This window comes from Hymenobacter sp. BT18, assembly GCF_012273015.1.
In the GTDB taxonomy this organism is placed as follows: Bacteria; Bacteroidota; Bacteroidia; order Cytophagales; family Hymenobacteraceae; genus Hymenobacter; species Hymenobacter lutimineralis.
Window position 1 is genome coordinate 812,336 of the sequence record NZ_CP050954.1, and the last position, 17,740, is coordinate 830,075.

Annotated in this window: 14 protein-coding genes; 10 read left to right on the forward strand and 4 right to left on the reverse strand. The window is 62.2% G+C overall.

Annotated features, from left to right (window positions below; genetic code table 11):
* Positions 1-145: 145 nt before the first annotated feature.
* Positions 146-1,882: a gamma-glutamyltransferase gene (gene ggt / locus HER32_RS03375; protein WP_168680539.1), complete on the forward strand. Its 1,737-nt coding sequence runs from the start codon at positions 146-148 to the stop codon at positions 1,880-1,882.
* 77 nt (positions 1,883-1,959) lie between these two features.
* Here the strand turns inward: ggt and HER32_RS03380 are convergent, their stop codons facing one another.
* On the reverse strand, positions 1,960-2,289 hold the full coding sequence (locus tag HER32_RS03380; RefSeq protein ID WP_168680541.1) for a hypothetical protein: 330 nt from the start codon (positions 2,287-2,289) through the stop codon (positions 1,960-1,962).
* Positions 2,290-2,447: 158 nt separating this feature from the next.
* Between HER32_RS03380 and HER32_RS03385 the strand changes: the two genes are divergently transcribed.
* Positions 2,448-5,426, forward strand: a complete 2,979-nt coding sequence (locus HER32_RS03385; protein WP_168680543.1) for a TIM-barrel domain-containing protein — start codon at positions 2,448-2,450, stop codon at positions 5,424-5,426.
* A gap of 56 nt (positions 5,427-5,482) precedes the next feature.
* Here the strand turns inward: HER32_RS03385 and HER32_RS03390 are convergent, their stop codons facing one another.
* The 3 genes from HER32_RS03390 to HER32_RS03400 form a co-directional block, all read right to left on the reverse strand.
* Positions 5,483-6,049 (reverse strand): YceI family protein, encoded by a 567-nt coding sequence (locus HER32_RS03390; RefSeq protein WP_168680545.1) that lies wholly within the window; start codon positions 6,047-6,049, stop codon positions 5,483-5,485.
* 93 nt (positions 6,050-6,142) lie between these two features.
* The gene (locus HER32_RS03395) at positions 6,143-6,658 is read right to left on the reverse strand and encodes a hypothetical protein (protein ID WP_168680547.1); all 516 of its coding nucleotides are present in this window, start codon (positions 6,656-6,658) and stop codon (positions 6,143-6,145) included.
* A 113-nt stretch (positions 6,659-6,771) separates the two neighbouring features.
* The gene (locus HER32_RS03400; RefSeq protein ID WP_168680549.1) at positions 6,772-7,947 is read right to left on the reverse strand and encodes a helix-turn-helix transcriptional regulator; all 1,176 of its coding nucleotides are present in this window, start codon (positions 7,945-7,947) and stop codon (positions 6,772-6,774) included.
* 136 nt (positions 7,948-8,083) lie between these two features.
* Here HER32_RS03400 and HER32_RS03405 point away from each other — a divergent pair, with 136 nt between their 5' ends.
* From HER32_RS03405 to HER32_RS03440, 8 genes are all read left to right on the forward strand, one after another.
* On the forward strand, positions 8,084-8,548 hold the full coding sequence (locus HER32_RS03405) for a hypothetical protein (RefSeq protein WP_168680551.1): 465 nt from the start codon (positions 8,084-8,086) through the stop codon (positions 8,546-8,548).
* A gap of 358 nt (positions 8,549-8,906) precedes the next feature.
* Entirely contained in the window at positions 8,907-9,575 is a 669-nt protein-coding gene (locus HER32_RS03410) for a response regulator transcription factor (protein WP_168680553.1), read from the forward strand.
* Between the two features lie 132 nt (positions 9,576-9,707).
* Positions 9,708-10,442 carry a response regulator transcription factor gene (locus HER32_RS03415; RefSeq protein ID WP_168680555.1) on the forward strand — a complete coding sequence of 245 codons (735 nt, stop codon included), beginning with the start codon at positions 9,708-9,710 and terminating at the stop codon, positions 10,440-10,442.
* Positions 10,443-10,639: 197 nt separating this feature from the next.
* Positions 10,640-14,389 carry an IPT/TIG domain-containing protein gene (locus tag HER32_RS03420; RefSeq protein ID WP_168680556.1) on the forward strand — a complete coding sequence of 1,250 codons (3,750 nt, stop codon included), beginning with the start codon at positions 10,640-10,642 and terminating at the stop codon, positions 14,387-14,389.
* 146 nt (positions 14,390-14,535) lie between these two features.
* Positions 14,536-14,700 carry a PID-CTERM protein-sorting domain-containing protein gene (locus tag HER32_RS03425; RefSeq protein WP_168680559.1) on the forward strand — a complete coding sequence of 55 codons (165 nt, stop codon included), beginning with the start codon at positions 14,536-14,538 and terminating at the stop codon, positions 14,698-14,700.
* A 168-nt stretch (positions 14,701-14,868) separates the two neighbouring features.
* Positions 14,869-15,741, forward strand: coding sequence for an AraC family transcriptional regulator (locus HER32_RS03430; RefSeq protein WP_168680561.1), 873 nt, complete (start codon positions 14,869-14,871; stop codon positions 15,739-15,741).
* A 103-nt stretch (positions 15,742-15,844) separates the two neighbouring features.
* Complete coding sequence (locus HER32_RS03435) at positions 15,845-16,237, forward strand: DUF983 domain-containing protein (RefSeq protein WP_232066354.1); 393 nt, start codon at positions 15,845-15,847, stop codon at positions 16,235-16,237.
* Positions 16,238-16,280: 43 nt separating this feature from the next.
* A complete protein-coding gene (locus tag HER32_RS03440) occupies positions 16,281-17,729 on the forward strand; it encodes an alpha-amylase family glycosyl hydrolase (RefSeq protein WP_168680563.1) in 1,449 nt (482 codons plus the stop codon).
* Positions 17,730-17,740 lie beyond the last annotated feature (11 nt).

A 17,740-nucleotide genomic window follows, 5' to 3' on the forward strand; every position in this document is an offset into this window, starting at 1 on the left:
CGAATTATGAGGAGTTTCTGCGCTTTATATCTCCAAAGGCTACTGCCGACCTTCACCGACCGACCCAGGGCAGGCCGCTACCCAAGGCATCTGGCGTCTGTGACGTTGATACTGGTTCGCAGCCGGGCCTGTATCTTCGCTTACCATGAAACGACACGCCCTGCCCCTGCTGCTGGCTTCCTTGCTGGCCTGCACTACCGCGCCCCCCGCTACCACCTCTGCTCCCACCCCACCGCCAGCTGTACCCGTGGCGGCTGCGGCGCCTGTAGTTACCGGTAAGGCCATGGTGGTTTCGGCCCACCCCGAGGCTTCCCGCATCGGCGTAGAAATTCTGCGAAAGGGCGGCAATGCCTACGATGCGGCCGTGGCAGTACAGTTTGCGCTGGCGGTGGCCTTGCCGGTGGCCGGCAACATTGGCGGGGGTGGCTTCCTCCTCTACCGCGCCGCCGATGGGCAGGAAGGCGCGCTGGACTTTCGCGAAACGGCCCCCGTGGCGGCTTCCCGCGACATGTACCTTGATGCGCAGGGCAACGTGGTACCGGGCCGCAGCACGCTCGGCCACCTGGCCGTAGGCGTGCCTGGCACCGTAGCCGGCATGGTGGAATTGCACAAGAAGCTGGGCCGCCTCCCCTGGCAGGACGTGGTGCAGCCTGCCATCAACCTGGCCACGCTGGGCGTGAAGCTGACGCCGAAAGAAGCCGCTGCCCTCAATGGCAACCAGGCCGCATTCCGGGAACTCAACGCCGGCCATTTGCCGGCCTACGTAAAGCCCCAGGGCGAGTGGCAGGCCGGAGAAGTTATCTACTACCCCGAGTTGGCGGCGGCCCTCACCCGTATCCGTGACCGGGGCCGGGCCGGGTTTTACGAGGGCGAAACGGCCAGCCACATCGTGGCCGAAATGCAGCGGGGCAAAGGCCTCATCACCCGGCAGGACTTGGTTAGCTACCGCGCCAAGTGGCGCACGCCCCTGCACGGCCGTTACCGGGGCCACGAGGTGCTCACGTTTCCGCCACCCAGCTCCGGCGGCGTGGCCCTGTTGCAGATGCTGCAGATGCTGGAGCCCTACAACCTGCAAGCTGCGGGCTGGCACTCCCTGCAGGCTACGCATTGGATTACGGAAGCCCAGCGCCGGGTGTACGCCGACCGCGCTACCTACCTTGGCGACCCCGACTTTGGCCACGTGCCGGTAGCCCAGCTACTGGAGGCCGGCTACAACCGCCAGCGGATGGCTTCTACCCTGTCCTACCGCGCCACGCCCAGCACGGCCGTAACGGCCGGCGCGGGTTTGCCGGGCTATGAGTCGGACCAGACCACGCACTATAGCATTGTGGATGCCCAGGGCAATGCCGTGAGCTGCACCACCACCCTGAACGGGGCCTACGGCAGCAAGGTAGTAGTGGCCGGCAGCGGCTTCCTGCTCAACAACGAAATGGACGACTTCAGCAGCAAGCCCGGCACGCCCAACGCCTACGGGCTGGTGGGCGGCACGGCCAACGCCATTCAGCCCGGCAAGCGCATGCTTTCCTCCATGACGCCGACCATCCTCACCAAAAGCGGCAAGCTTGTGCTAGTGACGGGCACACCGGGCGGCAGCACCATCATCACCTCGGTACTGCAAAGCATCCTGCACGTGCTCGACTATGGGATGAACGCCCAGCAGGCCGTGGCGGCCCCACGCCTGCACCACCAGTGGCTCCCCGACCAGATTGAAGTAGAAGAAGGGGCCCTATCACCCACCGTTCAGGATTCGCTCCGGGCCCGCGGCTACGTGCTGAACCCGCGCGGGGGCTGGGGCCGGGTAGATATCATCCGGGTACTGCACAACGGCCAGCTCGAAGGCGGCGCCGACCCGCGCGGCGACGACTCAGCCCAGGGGTATTGATTTAGAGCCACATTGGCCTACTGACAAACGAAAAGCCGCCCTTATCAAGAGCGGCTTTTCGTTTGTTAGCTGTTTGGCTACGACATTTTCATGTTGCCGGCGGCCGTGACCAGCAGCTGGCCGAGGTGGCGGAGCTGGTCGCCGAAGCCGTCGTGCAGGTTGGCGGCGGAGCGGGAAGCTTCTTCGCCCAGGAGCTGCAGGGTATGCGCGGCGGCCAGCTTGTCGCCGTTTTGCAGCTGGCTGCGCAGAGCTTCTACGTTGGTATTGAGGCCACCGGAGCTGGTATGCTGCCAGGCATCCAGGGCTTCCATGATTTCGGAGCCGTTCAGGTGGCCGTGGTTGATGCTATTGCCGAAGGCATTGTTGGCGGCTTCGAGGCGGCCGGCGTGGTTGTTGGCGTGGTCCATATGGCGGGAAAATGCAGAAAGCGTACGAGGAATAGGTTTCCTGTGCTTTACGCCGGCGCGGCGCGGGCTGTTGCCCCCGAGCTCAGCTTTTCTGGGTAACGCTGGTGCAGCGGCAGTTCGTAGCCCTATCTTGCCCTTTCACCCGAGCTCCCCAACCCATGCTTTCCTGTATCCGTCGCGCCCTGCCGTTGTTGCCGTTTCTGCTGCTCCCGCTACTGCCGGGGGCCCTGGCCCAGCGGGCAGGCAGCGGCCCACCCACCCAGGACCCGTTCGGGCAAAAGGAAGCCGCGGTGCCGGTGCGCAGCCTGGGCAACTACCAGAGCCATAGCTATACCAATGGCATCATAACCATCAAAAGCAACACAGGTGCTACGTTGCGTGTGCGGCCTTGGGTTGAAGGCGTCGTACGGGTCGAGTTCTTTCCTTTGGGCCAGCCCGTGCAGGAAATTACGTCGGTGAGTGTAGTGCAGTCACCGGTGCCACCTGCCCCCGAGGCGGCACGGGCCGTTCAGCGCCTAACCGGCTCGTCCAACAGCGGCGCGTTGCGCAATGAAGCCAATGCATTAGTATGGGCGCTGCCTGAAAGCTTTGGCACCTCTTACGCTACCGTCACCATTCAGAAAAACCCGCTTCGCGTCAGCTACCAGCGTGGCTCAGAAACCCTGATAGCCGAGGCGGGCGGCGCGTTTGAGCAGCTGACGCCCACCGACGGCACGGGTGTTTCCTTCCGCCTCGCCCCCGATGAGCACCTTTACGGCACCGGCTCCCGCGCCCTGCCCCTGGACCGGCGCGGGCGCAAACTTACCCTTTACAACGAGGCCCACTACGGCTACCAGAACGGCGAGCCAACCCTGAACGTGAGCTTGCCCACCGTTGTCAGCAGCCGGGGGTACATGCTATTTTTCGACAACCACGCCCCCGGCACCCTGGACCTGGGCGCCACGGAAAAGAACACCCTTGAATATCGGGCCGAAGGGCTCCGAAACTTGGCTTACTACCTCATTACCGGCGACTCCTACGCCGAAATCCTGAGCCGCTACACCGCCCTCACGGGCCGGCAGCCCCTGCCCCCGCGCTGGGCCCTGGGCCTGGTGCAAAGCCGCTTCGGGTATCAGTCGGAGCCGGAAATGTACCAGGTAGCCCGCCGGATGCGCCAGGCCGATTTCCCCCTGGATGCCTTGGTGCTGGACCTCTACTGGTTTGGGGGCACCACCCGGCAGGGCGACTTTCAGTGGGTGCAGCCCAACTTCCCCAACCCGCGCCGCCTGCTACACCGCCTCGACTCGGCCGGGGTGAAAACCGTGCTCATCACCGAGCCTTACATCATGCGCACCTCCCGCCACGATGCCCTGGTGCGCAATCAGGGTCTGGTGGGTCGAGACCAAAATGGGCAGCCCTACACGGTTGAGTCGTTTTGGGCGGGGCCGGCTACGCTGGTGGATATGTTCCGGCCCGCGGCCCGGCAGTGGCTCTGGCAGCAATACGATCGGCTCAAGCAGGACGGGGTGGGCGGCTGGTGGAGCGACCTGGGGGAGCCCGAGAATCAGCCTGCCGACATGCACTACGATGCCGGCTCCACCCGCCAGATTCACAACGCCTACGGGCAGGCCTGGGCGGGTATCCTGAGTGAAGGCTACGCCCGCCAGTACCCGCAGGAGCGACTGTTCAACCTGGGCCGCTCGGGCTGGGCGGGCATGCAGCGCCACTCCCTGTTTCCGTGGTCGGGGGATGTGAGCCGGTCCTGGAGCGGGCTGCAGGCGCAGATACCCATCATGCTGAGCATGGGCCTGGGCGGGGTGGGCTACATGCACTCCGACGCGGGCGGCTTTGCCGGCAGCATCCCCGACCCTGAGCTGTACACCCGCTGGCTGCAGCTGGCCAGCCTCGGCCCCGTGCTGCGCCCCCACGGCTCCGGGGTGCCACCCGAGCCGTATTGGTACCCCGAGCCTTACCGGAGTGCCGTGCGCCGCTTCACGCACCTGCGCTACGAGCTGCTGCCCTACCTCTACACCCTGGCCTGGGAAAACAGCCAGACCGGGGCCCCGCTTACCCGGCCAATGAATTTCGGGGAGACGCAGCTGGTAGCCTCGGGCCTGCTGGAGCCCGACGACACAACCACTCCCCCGCTGGATTGGAGCTGGCAGACAGATGCCTCCTCGGCCTGGGGCCGGGAACGGCGCCTGGTTCGGCAGCGGCAGGCCTTTGCGCGCAGCAACCAGCCGCATTTCACCAACGTCAATGACCAGTTTCTGCTGGGCTCCAACCTGCTGGTAGCTCCCGTGTTGCAGCCCGGGCAGCGCCGCCGCAACGTGGTGCTGCCGGCTGGCAACTGGGTGGATTTCGACACTCACCAGACCCTGCCCGGCAACCAGACGGTGGGCCGCAACGCCCCGCTGGCGCGCATTCCGCTGCTGGTGCGGGCCGGGGCCATTCTGCCCCTGGCACCCTACGTGCCCACCACCGCCCGCTACCGCACCGATACCCTGCGGGTGCGCTACTACGCCGACCCCAGCGTGCGCGAATCCAGCTTCACGATGTACGAGGACGACGGGAAGTCCAGGGAGGTAGCGGAGCAGTTTCAGCTGCTGGCTTTCGAAGGCAGCACCAGCACCACGGGCACGAGCCTGCGCGTGGCCGTGCGCGGCACCTACCCCGGCGCCCCAATTAGTCGCACCGTAGAGCTGCTCATTCCGCGCGTCGCCGCGGCTCCTGCGGCTATCCAGCTAAATCAAGCCGCTTTATCGGCTACTGACTGGCAGTATGAAGAAGCCACGCACGCGCTACGGGTACGTTTCCCGCTCGGTGCCCAGCCGGTGCAGCTCACAGTGCCCGGGCTGCAGCTCGATGTTACACCCGCCGCCGACCTTATCCCCGAAGTAGTAGAACTGCAGACACCCTCCAACCGCACCTTTGGGAGCAGCACCCAACTCAATTATGCGCTGTATCAGCCTGGCCACTATGTTTTGACGATTCGCAACAGCCAGGGAGAGCTGGTGAAAACGTTGCCGCTGGCAGCGGAAGCCGGCCCCCACCAAGCACCTTGGAACGGCGACGATGCCCAGGGCCACCCGGTGCCCGGCGGGGTGTACTGGGCCGAGCTGCTGGGCCAGCACCAACGCCTCGTGCTGGTGCGTTGAGGAGTTAGGACAGACTGCTCGGTGTGCTTTCGAGCCTGCGAAACCGCCTTCCAGGCTTATTCGGCTATGCTTTTGTCGGCCACTACGTCAAATGCCAGCTGGAAGTCGTTGCGGATGGCGTAGGAGCCGAGATTCTGGAAAAAGCTGCTGGAATTGTGGTTGACGCCAAACAGGGTGCGGTCGAGGCGGGCAGTGCCGGTGATGCGCAGGCGGCCAGCGGGCAGGCGCTCTACCAGCAGCGGGAACTGCACGAGCCGGGTGATGCCGTGCAAAGTAAGCTGGCCGCGGGCTGTTCCCTTTTGCACATCTTTCAGCACGAAAACCGCCGTTGGATATTTTTCTACATCAAAGAAATCGGCACCGCGCAGGTGCTCGGCCAGCTGTTCTTGCTCCTGCGCCAGGGTGCGCATGTCAAACTCGAAGCGGCCGTTGCGCGGGGTGCGGCCGTCGTATTCAAAGGTACCCCGCCGCAACAGCACGGTGCCCGTGGGTGCATAGGTACCTACCTCGGCATAGCCCGTCCAAGTGATGCGGCTCGCGGCGGAATTGACTTGGTAAGTGGAAGCGGCGGGCCGGGCCGCCGCCAGCGTGAGGGTGAGCAGGAAGGCAAGAAAGCGTTTCATAGTAATAGCAGGAAAAGGTGGGCGCAAAACTTTTACTCACGCCCGGTGCAGTAGAGAATTTAGGAGAGGAAATGGCACAACCCGCGGGCGGCTTCAGCGCACGGTTGCTTCGGTTTCAATCAGGCCCATGCCCTTGTAGAGCTTGCCGGCTTTGTCTTTGGCGAGAATGTACCAGAGGGCGTCGCCGCCGTAGAGGCGCTGGGCGCTGTCGGCGTAGCGGTAGTTTTTGGCGAAGGTGTAGGTGCGGCCGGGCATCAGGCGGCCATCCGGGCAGCCGAACAGTTCCGCAAACTCGGCGGGCGTTTCGCGCATGTTGGCCTGCCAGCCCGCCTCGCTATACCAGATAAAGCTGCCACACTCTACTATTTGCAGCTCGCCCACCTCCGAGCGCACGAAGGTGCTGTGCTTCCACACGTAGGCCCCGGGCTTGTCGGGGTTGGGCTCGGGGTAGTTGGGATTGGGCGTGTGCCAGAGCGTGAGGCCTACCGGCACCTGCCGTAGCTTGTCGGGCAAGGCGCGGCGGTGGTCGGTCCAGGCACTGGGTGTCTGGGCTTGCAGGAACGTGATAGGTGCGGCGGCCAGGGCTGCCAGCAGAAGCAAGGTTTTCATGGGCCAATCGGGGGTAGAATGAACGACCCAAAGGTGACGGGCTCCTCCTCCGCAAACGCCCCATTTTTGTCCCTGGGGCGTCCCACATTATGCAATGGGACGCCTTTTTGGCTTTATTCGCCTTGGTTGGCAACCGCGCCGGGTTGGGCCGGAAAGTCACGCGGGGCCACGCCGGTATACTGCTTGAAAATTCGGTTGAAGGTAGTTTTGGAGTTGAACCCGCTTTCGAAGGCAATGCCCAGAAGCGTCAGGCGGTGCACATCGGGCCCGGCCAGGCGGCGCTTTACTTCCTCCACCCGGTACTGATTTACTACTTCATTAAACGACTGACCCAGCCCGTGCCGGATGGTGGAAGAAACTAGCCGGGGCGCCAGTCCGGTGTGCTGGGCCAGTTCGGTCAGGGTCAGCGTCGGATTCAAGTAAAGGCGCTCCTGCTCCAGAGCTTGCCGGATGCAGGCCAGCGCCGCCGCATCAACCGTGGTGAGGGGAGTATCCGGGTTGGAAACACCAGGCGCAATGCGCGGCCCGGCCGTGAGCGTGGGTTGTTCAGTTTCCGGCTCGGGCTCAAACGACACCGCCTGCATGTCGGCCTGCCGCAGCCCCACCACGCCCACCAGAAACAGCACCACCCCCAGCAGCTCCGTGGAGTAGTCGTATTGGTAGTACAGCCCCAGAAACTCCCGCATCACCAGCTCCCCCAGCCACTGCAGGCCTACCACGCCCACCAGCACCAGCAGCACACGCAGCCACTGCAGCCGCAGCTGGGAGGTTTCGGAGAAGTTGTCGGCCAGCCACCGCCGGTAGACCCGCAGCCGCCGCAAGCACAGCCCCAAGTAAAGAAGCAGCGAAATCCAGGTTCCTATAAACTCCAGGCGGTAGGTATAGGGCCGGTGCACGTGCTGCCAGAACCAGTTTCGGTACTCGTAGTCCTGCCCGCGCAGCCACCAGTAGAGAGCGGCCTGCGCCAGCACCGGCCCAAAGTGCCACAAGTGGCGGGACTGAAACCGGAAGTCGTGGTTGACGAGACTGCGCACGTAGAAGTACAGCAGCGGCCCGAAGGCGAAGGAGTAGTAGATGGGCGCGAAATACCAGTCGGGATTCTGGCTGTAGATAGTGCCCACGCGGAAAAAGCCATCCAGCAGCCAAAGCGCAATGCTAAGCATCAGCAAAGCCAGGAAGCGGTTGGACGCACGGTTGGTGGGAGCCGCCGCCAGCAGCCCCGCCGCCAGTAGCGCCTGGGCTACCACGGCCAGCAGTCCGAGTACGAGGGGCGTAAAAGGTATCTGCATGGGCGGAGAGGAAGCTCAACGGGTTCGTGCCCCAAAATACTGTTTTCTATTGGCCAGCCGGTTCTCCGATGGGGCTCCTTCTACCCACACGGGGCCGCCAGGGCTGGTATCTTTGCTACCCCCATCTGCCCCCACCATGACTGCCAAACTTCGTGAATGGCTTCGCCGCTACCTGCCCGCCGAGGTTCTATCGGTGGTTGCCACGCTGGTGGGGGCAGGCCTGGCCTGGCGTCTGGCCCCCGGGCAGGAGTGGTGGGCGGCGCTGGCCGCTACCTGGGCGGGCAACGTGGCCTATTTCGGCTGGCTGCTGGGCCAGGATATGCGCCTGGCCCGTCGGCAGCTGCAGGCCCGGGGGCGGGGCTACACCCTGCGCAGCTTCGGCCGCAACGTGCAGGCCCTGGTCGTGGAGTTTGGGCTGGCGGAACTGCTGGATTCGCTGCTCATCCGGCCCGCGCTGATGGTGTGGCTGCCCCGCTGGCTAGGCCACCGCGCCGGGGGCATTCTGCTGGCCAAGTTTCTGGCCGACGTCACGTTTTACTTACCCGCCATTATCAGCTACGAGTTCAGCAAGAAGCGCCTGCGCCGGTTCGACGACGAGTAGTTGCTGCTGCAGCCCACCGCACCTCGGCTATCTACCTGGCTACCTGCATTCTGCTTCCGAAACTTACTTATGTGCCGGCGGTTTAATGCCGAGCTTGTTATGGTTGAGCTTACCGTGTTAAGCCAAGGCTATTATTAGAAAAATTCAATAAATATCATTTGAAAATCATCCAACCCAACATAAGCCGAATATTAATTTAATCTTATATAAATCAGCATTATTCGTATAATAAAGCCTTATATCTTAACAAAAGGGCAGAATTCTACCGGTTTTATTTCATCGATTCGATTTAAGTTTTTACTTTACTGCTTTCCTTACCACACCGTTCAGCTTTCCGCGCTCTTGTTTTAGTTTTATTATGACCGATGAAGAAAGGATTACCAGAAAAATAGCCGAAATAGCCGCCACCGCCGACCAATATCCCGCCGTAGTTATCATTCATCATGTACCCACGCAAACCGTGCGCTACCTCTCAGAGTGGGGGTTGGAGCTGCTGGGCGCTAGCCTGGAGGAGCTAACGGCTCTGGGCCCGGCTTTCTCGCCCACGTATTTCAACGCGGTGGAGTCAGATGAGTACATGGCGCGGGTTTTTCAGCTTATGTACCAGCACGAAGCTCCCGCGGTGCATACCTTCTACCAGGAAGTGCGCACCACCGAGCGGGCTGGCTGGAGCTATTACCTTACCTCCATACGCCGCCTGCTGGCAGACGACGGGGGTAATCCGCTGCTGGTGATGGGGCTGGCTATTCCGCTGCACCCCGAAAACCACTTTTCCACCAAAGTGCAGCGCCTGATTGAGGAAAACCAGTTTCTGCGCCAGCACAACGCCATATATGCTACCCTCTCTAAGCGGGAGCGGAGCGTGCTGCGCCTGCTGGCCCTGGGCCACAGCGCCCCGGAAATAGCCGACGAGCTGAACATTTCGGAGCAAACGGCCGCTACTCACCGCCGCAATGTGCGCCAAAAGCTGGGGGCCAACACGGTCTTTAAGCTGAGCCAGTACGCCCGGGCTTTCGACCTGATTTAACGGCCCAACGGCTGCTTTGCCCGACTACCGTTGGGCCGGGGACGGTGTGCCTAGTGCACTGCGTGCCCGTGAAGTTCCCGTAGCCTCGTCTTGTTCCCATTTCTTATCTCATTCCCGCCATTCCGGCGCTTTATGTCCGATTCCGTTACTTCCCCTCCTTTGCTGGTGCCGGCTCCCAGCCAGCAGCCTATTTCCCACCTGCAGCAGCGGCGCATCGACGAGGCGGTGGCCGAAATAGCCCAAACGGCCGACCTACATCCGGGCGTTATCATCGTAGCCAACCTGCTCATCGACCGGGTAGAGTACATGTCGAAACGGGGGCTGCATGAACTGCGCACCACCCTGGACGAACTTCGGGCCCTGGGCCCGGGCTACTGGGAAAAGTATTTTAATCCCGCCGATGCCGCGGACCTCCTGCCCAAGGTGTACGCCATGATTCAGAACCCGGACCCCTGGGCCTCCGTGAGTATCTTTCAGCAGGTGCGCAGCGCCCCGGACGGCAGCTACGTGTGGCACCTGAGCGCCACGCGGGTGCTGCTGCGCGACGAGAGTACCGGGCAGCCGCTGCTGCTGGTAACTTCCTCCGTGCCCATCGACCCGCTGCACCACGTCACGCACAAGGTGAGCCGGCTGCTGGAGGAAAATAACTTCCTGCGCCTGAACGGGCGCCGCTTCGCGACCCTCTCCAGGCGCGAGCGTGACGTGCTGCGCCTGGTAGCCCTGGGCCACAGCGCCCCTGAAATAGCCGACGAGCTGAACATTTCAGAGCAAACGGCCGCCACCCACCGCCGCAACGTGCGCCAAAAGCTGGAAGCTAGCACGGCCTTCGAACTAAGCCAGTACGCCCGGGCCTTCGACCTGATCTAAAGCATTATGGGGTAGTGGACTAGGCAAAATTACCTACTTCCGGGTATTGTCCCTGGCAGGGAAGAGGCGGACCTTCGAGGCTTTGTTTCACCTCTTTCTTCTAACCTATGCAAATTATTACCCGAATACGCTCATACAGTTGGGTTGGGCTACTGTCATTTTTACTACTGCCCAGCCTGTTGGTAGCACATGCCGAGGTGCCAAAGACACCGGGGGTGCACCGGGTTGCGGCCCCAACTATTTCCTCGTTTACGCCCAGCAGTGGCGCCGCTCAGACCACTGTGGAAGTAACCGGGACTAACCTGAATAATATTTCCGGTATTGCCATCAACGGCGTTGCTTACACGGGTCCTTTCATCACGGATGGCACCGGCAACTACGTTTCATTTAGCGTGCCGAACGGCGCTACCACGGGCCGTATTACCATAACCACCTCGGGGGGTACGGCTACGTCCGCCACTGATTTTGTGGTAGAGGCTTCCGGCGCGCCGGCTATTGCCGATTTATCGCCAACCAGCGGCTCCGTAGGCACCCAATTTATCATCACGGGCACCAATTTGGCCAGCGTCGACCAAGTACTGTTCGGTGGGGAGCTTTCCGCTACGTTCACCCACGATTCGCCTACCCAACTTACCGTTACGGTACCAGCCAGCCTTGTCCCTGGTACCTACGATGTTACCATAAGCGGCCCTAATGGCTCTGAAACGGCTTTTAGCGGTTTCACGGTGACCAATGCCAGCCACTCCATAACTTCCGTAAATCCCACCAGCGGATCCGTGGGCACCAACATCAGCATTTTTGGAACGGGCTTCGTGGGGTCTACGGCCGTGTACTTTAATGGCATATCGGCGAACTTCAGCGTAGAAAGCGACGAAGGAATTACGGCGCAGGTGCCCACTGGTGCCACCACTGGCCCTATCACTATAGCTACTCCCAGCGGCACCGCTACCAGCCCCAGCAACTTCACGGTAACGGTGCGGGCCACTCCCACGATCAGCAACGTGACGCCAGCCAGTGGGCCCGTAGGTACACAAATCATTATCACCGGCACCAACCTGAACACTATCCAGCAGGTGCTTTTCATTCCTGGCACAACGGCTAGCTTCACTATCAATTCTGCTACCCAGATTACGGCCACTGTACCTGCCTCACTTACGCCAGGAAATAAAACCCTTATTCTGAATGGTTCGCAGGGTTTTGCCCAAGCTTCGGGTGGTTTCACTGTTACGGCGGCCAGTACGCCGGCTATCAGCAACTTCTCCCCGCAAAGTGGTCCGGCTCAGAGTAACGTGACTTTGTCCGGCTCAGGGTTCACGGGGGCTACGGCCGTAAAGTTCAACGGCGTAGATGCGCTTTTCTTCAACGTGGTGAATGACGGACAGATTTCCGCTACTGTACCTACCGGTACTTCCAGCGGCCCGATTACGGTAACGACCCCCAACGGCACGGCCACCAGCAGCATTAACTTCACGGTAGTAGGCGACCCGGTGGTCTATTCCCTTTCGCCCGAGGAAGGACCCGTTGGCGAGACGGTTGTCATCACGGGCGAAAACTTCACGACGGGTTCGTTCGTGACTTTTGGTAATGCCGTGTTGGCCTCCCGCGTGGTTAATTCCTCCACCAAGATTACGGCAACGGTGCCGGCCGGCGCTACCACCGGGCCCGTGGGCGTAAACACCGGCGGTACGACGGGCTTTAGCCCCGGGGTATTCACCGTCACCCCCACTCCTGCGCCTACGTTCACCTTTTTCAGCTCGGGCAGTTCCGGACCATTACTGGGCCGCATCAGCCTAACGGGCACCAACCTCAAGGGCGCAACCTTGATTACCTTCAGTGGCACCAGCAACAACACCGTAGCTGGTCCCTTTACTACATCCCCCGACGGCACTACCCTCAGCAACGTGCAGGTACCGCTGGGCGCTGTAACAGGCCCCGTTACCATCACCACGGCCGGCGGCACCAGCAACAGCCAGACCTACACAGTTATTCGGGACCTGGTTATCAGCGGCCCTGGTACGTACGGTATAGACCAGGGGACTTACCGCACGGTAACTATCCGGAATGGCGGTACGGGTATGACGCTGAATGGCACCACTATCGAACAATCATTCACGGTTGAAAACGGTGGGCGCGTAGAACTGATGACGGGTGAGAACACGCCCATCAGCGGCCCTGGCACCTTTGAAGTGCAGGCTGGTGGCATTCTGGAAATCTATTATGATGGTATCTATAAGACCGGCGCGAAAGGCGTCATCCAGACGGCTAACCGTATCTTCTCCACGGATGCCATTTACGAGTTTGAGAGCATCGGTGACCAAAGCACCTTCACCGGCACCGGCCTGCCTTCTACTGTCCGCACCCTCAGCATCAGTTCCGGAGAATCAGTTATTCTTAGCCAGCCGGTATCTATTCGTCGGGAGCTGCGCCTGAACTCCGGCACCCTGGATCTGCGCGACAACCGCCTGACATTGCTCAGCGACGCGACGGGTACCGCCCTGATTGTGAGTAACGGGGGGACTCTGGAAAATAATGGCGTAACGCTTGAAATTCCGGCTACTGTTCAGCGCTACATTGACCCCAGCCAGAACGCCGGCCTGGGCTACCGCCACCTGAGCGCGCCCGTCAGCGCCGCTACCGTGGCCGACTTTGGCAGCGGCGGCACCACGCCTAAGGTGAATGCAGAATACAACACCTCCCCTACCCCCGGCAAAGCCAACCCCTTCCCCACCGTCTTCGGCTACGACCAGTCGCGGCTGGCTTCAGCCACCAATGATTTGTCGGCGTTCAGCAAGGGCTGGGTTTCGCCAGAGTCTTTGGCAGAAGCGCTGCCCGTGGGCCGGGGCTACTCCGTAAATACCCCGGCTGGCCAGACCCTGAAATTTGAGGGCAAGCCCAACGATGGCACCAAAACGCTGACGCTGGCCCGCAACGCCGGCGCTACCGCCGATGACGCCGGCTGGCACCTGGTGGGCAACCTCTACCCTTCTCCACTCGACTGGAGCAAGGTAGCCGCCGCCGACCGCCCCAACCTGGACGCCGCCATGTACGTGTTTGAAAGCACCAGCCGCTACGGCGGCGAGTACCGCACCTACGCCAACGGCGTGGGCGACAACCCGCTGATTGGCCTGGGCCAGGGCTTCTTCGTGCGCGTGAGCAAGGGCCAGACCAGCGGCTCGCTCACCTTCCGCAACACCCAGCGCGTAACCAGCTACGCCACCCAGGCGCCCGTGCGCCGCGGCTCCGACGACCTACGCCCCCTGGTGAAGCTGACGCTGGGCACGGCCCAGGGTGCCAGCCAGGATGCCCTCTACCTCTATGCCGAAGAAGGAGCTACCACGGGTCTGGATGCCAGCTTCGACGCAGCCAAGCTGCGCAACACCTCGGGCCTGAACCTGGCGGCGCTGACCACTGCAGGAGAAGAGCTAGCCATTCAGGGCCTGCCTACTCTGGCCGGCGAAGCACGCATTCCGCTGCTGGTACAGGTGCCTGCCTCGGGTACCTACTCGGTACGGGCTCCACAGTTGGCCAACCTAGCGGCCGGTACCAAAGTGTATCTGGAGGATGCCACCACCGGCCAGCGCACGGACCTGCAGGCCACCAATGCCGCCTATAGCTTCCAGGCCGATAAAGCGCAAACCTTCACTGGCCGCTTCTGGCTGAACGTAGGCGCTGCCACCCCGCTGGCTACCCGTGGTGGGGCTTTGGCCGCTACCCTGGCCGTATACCCTAACCCCGCACACGGGCAGGCTACGGTGCTGCTGTCCGCGGGCAGCAAGGCTGCCACGCTCACCCTGCACGATGCCCTCGGCCGGGCAGTGCGCTCCGCCAAGCTGCCCGCGGGTGGTGGCGCGGCTCCGGTAAGTCTCACGGGTCTGCCCGCCGGCGTTTACCTGCTTCAGGTACAGGCGGGTGCCGAACAGGCCACGCGTCGCCTGGTGGTGGAGTAACCCGGCCCTACCTACGGGGCTGCTGCCGTGCTATTCACGTCGGTAGCCCCGTTCAGTGGCCGACCGGGCTGCCTTGTTTTCTTCCCTAGTAACTCTTCATTTTGCGCATGCTACGTCACTTACTTCGCGGCCTATTCGTTGCCGCTTTGCTCTTATCCGTTCAAACAGCCTGGGCCCAGGGTGAGCCGCCGGAAGGAGGTCCGGAGCCCGATAGCCCCACCGATGTACCCATTGATGGGGGCGCCTCTTTGCTGCTGGCCGCTGGGGTGGGTATGGGCTTACGGCATTTGCGCCGTGGCAAAGCCCAGTAACCATCCCTCAAGTGCCCTGCGGCGGCCCCGCACTGCCGGGTTTGCAGCCACCCTAAAAAACAATTCCTGAAAAAGCCCCGCATGCCAGGCATGCGGGGCTTTTATTTGCAGCAAGCAAATTCATGGTTACAAGCCCCTGCTATTGGGGCAGCGCCTTATCTTCTCCGCATGAAGTCACCAGCCTTGCCTGTACTTACGCTGGAGTCGTTTCCGCAGGGGCGGGCGCGGCGGCCCTGGTACCTGGAGCGGCTGGCCCAGCACGTGGCCAACTTCCCCGGCGTCAGCCAGCCCCACGCCCACGACTTTTACCTGCTGCTCTACGTCACCCGCGGCCACGGCACCCACACCATCGACCTGGTCACCTACGACCTGCAGCCCGGGGCGCTGTTTTTCATGACGCCGGGGCAGGTACACCACTGGCAGCTGCCCTACGATGCCCAGGGCTACGTGGTGCTGTTTGAGGCCGACTTCTATCTATACCGCTACCCGGGGGGCCGGCTGTTTGAGTACCCTTTTTTCGACCACCGCCAGCCCCCGGTGCTGTATCTGCCCGAGGCGGAAACCCACATTCCCTGGCTGATGGAGCGCATGTGGCAGGAAAACACCCAGCCCGCCCCGGCCCAGGATGACGTTTTTCGCTCTTACCTGCACATTTGCCTGGAGCTGGCCGCTCGGCAATACCCAGCCGCGCCAGCCACCTTCTCGCCCGAAGAGCCCCTGCACGCACAAACCCTGCTGCGGGCTTTCGGGAGTCTTATCAACCAGCACTTTCGCACCAGCCGGGAAGTACAGCATTACGCCGACCAGCTGCACGTTTCCCCCAACCATCTGAACGCGCTGTGCCGCCGCCACCTGGGCAAAACGGCCAGTGCCCTGGTGCAGGAGCGCGTACTGCTGGAAGCCCGCCGCCTGCTGCGCCACTTCCCGGCCACCATTGCCCAGGTGGCCGACGCCCTGGGCTTTGAGGATGCCTCCTACTTCAGCCGCTACTTTCGCAAGCACAGTGCCCAGACCCCGGAGGCATTTCGCCAGCAACCGTGAGGTGCCGGCCGCGTTGATTTGTGCTAGACAAACCCGCGAATTGCCCTTACCTGGCCGACCTGCGTAGAGTAATTTTGTTTACTGCTATTCTTGCAGCTTTCTTATGGAAACTACTGATTCTACGGTCCTGGCTATTCTGCAGCAACGCTGCCCGCGCTGCCACCAAGGGCCACTTTTCTCGCATTCAGCCATCAGCACCAAGTTCACTGAAATGCCCGAGCACTGCCCCGTGTGCGGACAGGCCTACGAGCCTGAGCCCGGCTTTTACTGGGGTGCCATGTACATCAGCTTCGTGTTTTCGACGGGCATTATGCTGGTGATAGGCTTCGCGGTGTACTTTCTGCTGAACGACCCCGACACCTGGGTGTACATCCTGAGCGTGGCCGTAGCGTCGTTGCTGTTCATGCCATTTTCCCTGCGCTATTCCCGCACCCTCATGCTTTACTTGTTTGGCGGGGTGCGCTACGATGCCGCGCGGGCCCGTACCAAAAGCTAAGCGGCGCCACCCGGAGCTGACGGAAAAAGCGGTATGTTTCGCCATGTACCGCTTTGCCCTATTCTCTCTGGTCGGCTTACTCAGCCTGCTGGCCTCCTGCCAATCTGCCTACGACAACATCACCGACTGCGCCCCGGCTGCTCCCCCGCAGTACACCATCCGGCACCCGCAGTGGGCCGATTCGGCCAGCATCTACGAGGTCAATATCCGGCAGTACACGCCGGAGGGCACGTTTCGGGCGTTTGAGCAGCATCTGCCGCGCCTGCAGCAAATGGGCGTGGGCATTCTGTGGCTGATGCCGGTGCAGCCCATCGGGCAGCTAAACCGCAAAGGCACCCTGGGCAGCCAGTACTCCATCCAGGACTACCGCGCCGTGAACCCCGAATTTGGGACGATGGAGGACCTGCGCCACCTGGTGGGCGAGGCCCATAAGCGCGGCATGCACGTAATTCTCGACTGGGTAGCCAACCACACCAGTTGGGACAGCCAGCTGGCCCGGCAGCACCCCGAGTGGTTTACCAAGGGCCCGCAAGGGCAGTTCGTGCCGCCCGTCGCTGATTGGCAGGACGTCATCGACCTCGATTACTCCAAGCCAGAGCTGCGCCGCTACATGCAGGAAAGCATGGCGTACTGGGTGCAAGAGGCCGACTTCGACGGCTTCCGCTGCGACGTAGCCGGCCTGGTGCCCATGGATTTCTGGGTGCAGACGCGCCAGCTCCTGGAAAAGCGGAAGCCCGTGTTCATGCTGGCCGAGTGGGACGAGCTGCACAGCCCGCCCTTCCTCAAGAAAGACGAGTTTGACCCCAACACCGGTATGCTGGAAAAGGCCTTTGATGCCACCTACGCCCTGCGCATGCGTTACCTGCTCGACAGCATCAGCCGGGGCCGGCAGCCGCTGGCCGCCCTGGATGCCTACCGCGCCGTGGAGCGGAGCCGCTACCCGGCCAGCGCCTACCTGATGTATTTCACCAGCAGCCACGACATCAACAGCTGGGACGGCACCGAGTACGAGCGACTGGGCAAGGATGCCCTGCCCCAGGCCGTGCTCACCGCGCTTTTGCCCGGCATTCCCATGGTGTACAGCGGCCAGGAAGCAGCCCTGAAAAAGCGGCTGCGCTTTTTCGACAAAGACACTATTCCGTGGCGGGATTATCCGCTGCAGGACTTCTATACCAAGCTGCTCCAATTAAAAAAGCGCCATCCCGCCCTGCGCAATGGCGACGCCTGCAGCCAGTTTGCGAAGCTGGAAGACGGCAGCCCGAAAGTGTATGCCTTCCTGCGCCGCAAGGCCAAAGCCGCCGTGCTCACGGCCGTGAACTTCGACAGCCAACCCCACGAGCTGGCCTTGGGCATCGTGGCCCCGGGCGTGTACCGGGAGCTGTTCAGCGGACAGGTATTGCGCCTGGGTGCGGGCTCGAAGCTGCTGGTGCCCCCACACGGCTACCGCGTGTATGAGCGCCTCCCCGACCCGCCGCGGCAGGGCCTGTGGTAGCTGGTAAGGCG